This is a genomic window from Bacillus sp. K2I17 (genome assembly GCF_002209985.1).
GTDB lineage: Bacteria > Bacillota > Bacilli > Bacillales > Bacillaceae_G > Bacillus_A > Bacillus_A wiedmannii.
On sequence record NZ_NJGF01000019.1, the window covers coordinates 92,746 to 99,028 of the forward strand.

Here is a 6,283-nt window from a genome sequence, read left to right on the forward strand (position 1 = left end):
CAATTGAAGCGATTTGGTATAGATTTTTATGAATGCAAAAACTTTATAAGTTCTGCATTTAATTCATCCGCTTGATCAATTGGAGAGCCGTGACCGCTATTTGTAAGAGGATGTAACTGAGAATTTTTAATCCGCTTTTGCGTGAGTTCAGCGCTTTTGTAAGGGATAAGTTGATCGTGAACACCGTGGAATATTTTTGTTGGGACGTTAATTTCACTTAAATCTTTCGTTACATCTTCATTTGCGGCTGCTTGCAATATTTTGATGAGAGCGTAGGAAGCAGACTGCATACCGAGATAAGAAAACCATTCTAACGTAGCAGATCCTAAGTTTCTATTAAAAAATGATAAAGATACATCATTTAAAAATTTTGGCATATTGGCATACATTTGATTAATGAGGGTATCTGCTTGTTCTTTTGGGACACCATAGGGCGATTCTTGATTTTTAACGAAAGAGGGGGAAACAGCATCGACTAATACAAGTTTAGAAATACGATGGCCATTATAGCGGGACATGTACCGAATAGAAAGAGCACCACCTACTGAAAAACCGACTAATGTAGCATTTTCTACTTGAAGTGCTTCGAGAACAATGGCGATATCGTCTGCTAAACGATCGTATGTGTAACCAGTCCATGGTTTATCAGATTGCCCGTTTCCGCGTATATCCATAGCGATGCAGCGGAAACCATGCTGTGGTAACACATTGAGTTGATATTGGTACATTTGATGATTTAAAGGCCAGCCATGAACGAAAAACACGGTTTTACTACCGGGTTCAGGATTAACGTCTTGCACAAAAATATGCACATCTTTCTCGACGGTAACAAACATAAATTATCCCCCTAACCTATTCATATGCTCTATCCCAAAAGCGTTGTTTCGTCATGGCTTTAATAAATTTATTTGCAAGTTGCGTAGGGTTTTGTTCTATTAGGACGCCAGGCTTTCCTTCAATATTTAAAGATTGAATAACGGTAGATCCATTTTGAAAGGCACCAATTGGCTTAAAGTGATTATATGATTCTACGACAAATGAACTCGCTTTATTAAGAAACAGTTCATCAAGGTTTCCTCCAATAAGAAGTAGCCCGTCATAAAGAAGTGAAGATCCCGTTAAGAAAGTGTCATTCACGTCCCAACGTACATTTTGCGTTCCTTGCACAATACCTAATCGCTCGGAAACAATTACTGGCTGCAACCCAACTTGTTTGAATTGATTTAGTATATATTGCGCGTTTTGTCCGTCATATCCATTTGCAACAATGACACCTACTCGTAATGTATTCGGACTAAATGTCGTATTTGCCATACTGAGTGCTGGCGATGATTTCGTAACGCCCGATTCTTGAATATTTGGGACTTTTGCTCCGATCGCTTCAGCGACTAACGTAGCTAATTCAGTACTAATATGCCCAATCATAGTTACGACTTGTTGGCGGACCGATTTACTTTTTACTTTTCCTAATTCAAAGGAGAAGGCTTGCATAATATGAACCTTTTCGACGTTACTCATACTATTCCAAAATAAACGTGCTTGAGAGAAATGATCTTTGAAACTAGCGGCTGTTTCTCTCGTTTTATGCCCTGATACAGTAGAAGGATATGTAACGAACCCACCCTTTGTACCGGGGACAGTGTAAGGAGTGTTATTTGCTAAGGAATTATTATGGTAAGCAATTTTTCCTTTGTCGATTATATATTTAGATGCACCATCTCTTTGATTGTTGTGAAATGGGCATATCGGACGGTTAATCGGTAATTCTTGATAATTTGTACCGACGCGTGCCAATTGAGTGTCTGTATAAGAAAAGAGCCTACCTTGTAAGAGCGGATCATTTGTAAAATCAATACCACGGACGATACTTCCCGGATGAAGCGCGACTTGTTCCGTTTCAGCGAATACATTCTCGACGTTGCGATTTAATGTCATTTTCCCGATGATTTTAACGGGGAAATCTTCTTCAGGCCAAATTTTCGTCGCATCTAATATATCGAAATCGTATTTAAATTCATCCTCTTCTTCTAAAATTTGAATGCCAAGTTCGTACTCAGGATAGTTTCCAGCATTAATATTTTCCCATAAATCACGGCGATGGTAATCTGGATCAGCACCACCTAATTTTTGCGCTTCATCCCAAATTAATGAGTGAATGCCGAGCTTCGGCTTCCAGTGAAATTTTACGAATCGTGACTTTCCATTTTTATTCACTAAGCGAAATGTATGAACGCCAAACCCTTGCATCATTCGAAAACTTCTTGGAATGGCACGATCAGACATAATCCACATCATCATCGCAGCCGATTCTTGGTTATTGGCGATGAAGTCCCAAAATGTATCATGTGCTGTTTGTCCCTGTGGAATCTCATTATGCGGTTCAGGTTTAAGGGCGTGAATAAGATCAGGGAATTTAATGCCATCTTGAATGAAAAAAATAGGAATATTGTTTCCTACTAAATCAAAAATTCCTTCTTCTGTATAAAATTTAACGGCGAACCCTCGTACATCTCGATTTGTTTCATTCGCCCCTTTTGATCCGGCTACTTCAGAGAAGCGAACGAAAAGGGGTGTTTTTTTTGAAGGGTCTTGTAAAAAGTGGGCCATTGTTAGCTCTTCTAAAGATTCATATAGCTCGAATATACCATGTGCACCATATCCACGTGCGTGAACGACTCTTTCAGGAATTCGTTCACGGTCAAAATGAGCAAGCTTTTCTCGCATTAGGAAATCTTCTAGAAGGGTAGGACCACTATCACCAGCGGTTAAAGTATTTTCATCATTTGAAATGGTAACACCTGTATTTGTCGTCATTTTCTTTCCTTCATTCTCACGCGTGAAGGATTCCAGTTGTTCTGTTTTTTTATTTTTTTTGCCGTCCACATAAAACACCTCCCATAATATACGTATTATTGTTTATAGCTTTTATGCTTATATAGCCTGAAGATACTTTGCTTTATTGGGATGATTTTCCTCAAATGTTCGATTTATCTTTGTTTGTCTATGAAAATCATTTATTATAATAAATGGTATTCTTCGAGATATTATTTTGAAGGGGTGTTGAAGTGAAAGGAAGTTTTCTATCATATAAAGAAGAAGAAAGGAATGCAAAAATTTTTTTATGGGTGCTATATGTCATTGTTGTTTCATACCAAATTTTCTATGCAATCGTATTAGAAAATAAATCATTAACGGATATGGGACATAGCATACTATGGCAAGTTATTTGCGGAACTGCAATACTCGGTGTGAATGTATATTTAATAAAAAAAGAGAAAGCGAACCTTGTTAAATATGCATGTGTATTTGCATACATAGGAATAGAAATCGTTAATATACTTTCGTATATGCTTTATAATGAGGCGGCATTTGATGGAGTAAATATAATAGAAATTATTTTCATCTTCTTTGTACCTATATTTTTAAATAAAAAATATTTTGTGTTTGTACTTTCGACAATTGTAGGGAAATATGTTATTTATTTATTCGTATTAAAGGAAGTAAAAGGATTTATGTTCCTCATTATGTATACACTCGTATTAATAGCGGCATACATCATTTTAAATCGATTTATACAATACCTTTCAGCGGTAAAGGAAAGTATTAAGATTGCTAGTGAATCACAAAAATTAGCAGTAATCGGAAAAATGGCAGCGACAGTGGGACATGAAATTAAAAATCCACTTGCTTCATTAAAAGGGTTTACGCAATTACAACGAGAGAAGCATGAGGAGGACCCTATTTACGAACAGATGATTTTTGAAATAGAAAATATGAATAATATGATAAGTGAGTTAATGGAAGTTGCTACATGTAAACCTTCTGTTTATAAGAAACATAATATAGGTGAAATTGCATTACAAGCAGTAAAAATTGTTCGCGAAAAAATGAATGCATCTAGCGTCCAGTTTATTTCTAATGTGGAAGAAAAGACGATAGAAGTTGAATGTGATGAGCGGAAAATAAGAGGAGTCTTTCTATATGTCATAAAAAATGCTCTGGAGGCAATGGAGCAAGGTGGCACATTAGAGTTACGGTTAGAAAACAAAGGACAAGATTATGTAATGCTAAGTGTAATTGATAATGGTTACGGTATTAAGAAAGAAAATTTAGCTCGTGTTAAAGAGGCCTTTTATACAACGAAACAAGATAAAATTGGCCTAGGACTTACTGTAGCGAATCGGCTTGTTACTGAGCAGCATCTTGGTGAATTACATATTTCAAGTGAAAGAGATATTGGAACTAGAATAGATATTATGCTCCCGAAGCAACGTGGAAATAATGAAATCCAAGAGGGAGAAAAGCTAGGAGTTACGATATGAATAAAGACGATATATTTAAAAATGAAGAAATGAAGGCACTGAAAATATTTTTAAGTTTATTTTTCATTATATTTTTTGTATACGATCTTGCCTACGAATTTATTGTACCTTTAATAGGAGGAGAGCAAGAAGGAGTAGGACAATTTGAAGATGGTTTAGGTTTATGGCTTTATTTTCTAATGGTGATTTTGTTTTGTATTGGAGTATACTTCATGAAATGGAAGAATCCATTTGCAGTGAAATATATTATTCTAATTGGATATAACCTATTAGATTTTATCCATAATTTTATGATTTACTACGGCAGTGATGCTGAGTTTGATGGTGGGAATATAGTAGAAGGATTTTTTATTTTATTTGCCCCACTCTTTGTGAACAAAAGGTATTTTTGGTTAGTTACTGGTATACTTGTTGGGAAATACGCTCTTATAGGAATCATTATTCACTCGTCACTCGTTTTAATCCCGATGGCATTATATAGCGTATTTACTATCATATGTTGGATTATGTTTTTAAGGTTTCAATCTTACGTTCGTACGCTTGAGATGATGGATAAAGAAATACAACAAACAGAAAAGCTAGCAACTGTTGGGAAAATGGCTACAGTTATTGGTTACAAAATTAGAAGACCTCTAGCTAATTTAGATAAATTTGTTAATAAGCAAGCAAATAAATATCCTGAGGATAAAATATATAGTGATATTATGAAACAAGAAGTAGAGCGAATTCATACAATCGCTACAGAACTTAGTGGATTTGAGAAATCTAAATCACTAGAATCAGAAGTTCATAATATAGAAGAAATTATCGCTTATGTTATTCGAGTTATGGGAAAGCCTGCTTTAAAGCAAGGAGTGCACATACAAGGTATTTATAGTAAAGACATACCGTCGATTACATGCGATGAAAAACGATTAAAGCAAGTATTTTTTAATTTAATTAAAAATGCGATTGAAGCAATGTCGGTTGGCGGAACGATTACGATTAAAGTGACTGTAGAAGATGCAATCATTGTCCAAGTTAAGGATGAGGGTTGCGGTATTCCAAAAGACAAAATTCCGAAGTTAAATGAAGCTTTTTACACAACGAAAGAAACGGGAACAGGTTTAGGTTTAGTAGTTACAGAAAAAATTATTAAAGACCACAACGGTAAAATGAGTTTTGAAAGTGAAGTTGGGGTTGGAACGACTGTGAAGATTGTATTGCCAATGTAATGAAAAAATTTTTAAAAGGGAGATTACTTATTTGAGAGTGATCTCCTTTTTTTGTTAAATAAATTACTGTTAAGAAGGAACTAAATATTAGTGATTAGAAAAATAGAATATACAGCACTGGCAGTAATTCCAGGGTTAATATAAAGAGATATAGCATCCCCTCTTGAAACAGGGTTTCCAGTTGTAATGCTAGTCCAAGTTACAGTAGCCGGACCTACGGCTGGAGTAGGATTAAATACTTGAATTTGTCCTGATCCAGTATCCGTCGGTTTAATGGAAAATACTATAGTTCCGGTAATTTTGTCCGTGGTAGTTAAGGTAATAGTAGTTAAAATGTAACTGGAAGTAGGGGCAGTGAGGTTTGTTGGGACATTCCTGCAAATATCAATCGTATAAACAGCAGCAGGTAAGTTATTTACATTTATAGATGCAGCAAAGCCAACTACACTACCGTCTCCAGCAGTGACATATGGAATAACATTGGAGTCAATGCCAGGAGAACCCGCTATACGTTGAAAACCAGCATTTGTTCCTTGAAAAATAATACTTTTTGCTGAGGCACTACCTGCAGTTCCAGTAGGTCCGGTAATGCCAGTAGAACCAGTAAATCCAGTAGGTCCGGTACTACCAGTAGAACCAGTAAATCCAGTAGGCCCGGTAAATCCAGTAGGCCCGGTACTACCAGAAGGTCCAGTATTCCCCGTAGGCCCAGTAATGCCAGTAGATCCAGTATTCCCCGTAGGCCCA

4 protein-coding genes and 1 pseudogene are annotated in these 6,283 nt (G+C 36.1%); 2 read left to right on the top strand and 3 right to left on the bottom strand.

The genetic code is table 11. The features are described from left to right. Positions 1-26 precede the first annotated feature (26 nt). Together CER22_RS20400 and CER22_RS20405 are read right to left on the bottom strand one after the other, a co-directional pair. Complete coding sequence (locus CER22_RS20400; protein WP_088609453.1) at positions 27-836, bottom strand: alpha/beta fold hydrolase; 810 nt, start codon at positions 834-836, stop codon at positions 27-29. Between the two features lie 16 nt (positions 837-852). Continuing rightward, positions 853-2,883: a catalase gene (locus tag CER22_RS20405; protein ID WP_088609454.1), complete on the bottom strand. Its 2,031-nt coding sequence runs from the start codon at positions 2,881-2,883 to the stop codon at positions 853-855. Positions 2,884-3,065: 182 nt separating this feature from the next. Between CER22_RS20405 and CER22_RS20410 the strand changes: the two genes are divergently transcribed. Both CER22_RS20410 and CER22_RS20415 read left to right on the top strand, forming a co-directional pair. Then, a complete protein-coding gene (locus tag CER22_RS20410) occupies positions 3,066-4,322 on the top strand; it encodes an ATP-binding protein (RefSeq protein ID WP_088609455.1) in 1,257 nt (418 codons plus the stop codon). Then, positions 4,319-5,536 carry an ATP-binding protein gene (locus CER22_RS20415; protein WP_046958663.1) on the top strand — a complete coding sequence of 406 codons (1,218 nt, stop codon included), beginning with the start codon at positions 4,319-4,321 and terminating at the stop codon, positions 5,534-5,536. The genes CER22_RS20410 and CER22_RS20415 overlap by 4 nt, the downstream gene beginning before the upstream one ends. An 80-nt stretch (positions 5,537-5,616) precedes the next feature. On the opposite strand, the pseudogene CER22_RS20420 reads toward CER22_RS20415, so the two are convergent. Next, positions 5,617-6,283, bottom strand: a pseudogene (locus CER22_RS20420) (collagen-like protein); the annotation flags it as partial.

Bases quoted from the DNA above. Each gene is read 5' to 3' on its own strand.
- CER22_RS20415 (WP_046958663.1), top strand. From the start codon at position 4,319: ATGAATAAAGACGATATATTTAAAAATGAAGAAATGAAGGCACTGAAA.
- CER22_RS20400 (WP_088609453.1), bottom strand. From the start codon at position 836: ATGTTTGTTACCGTCGAGAAAGATGTGCATATTTTTGTGCAAGACGTT.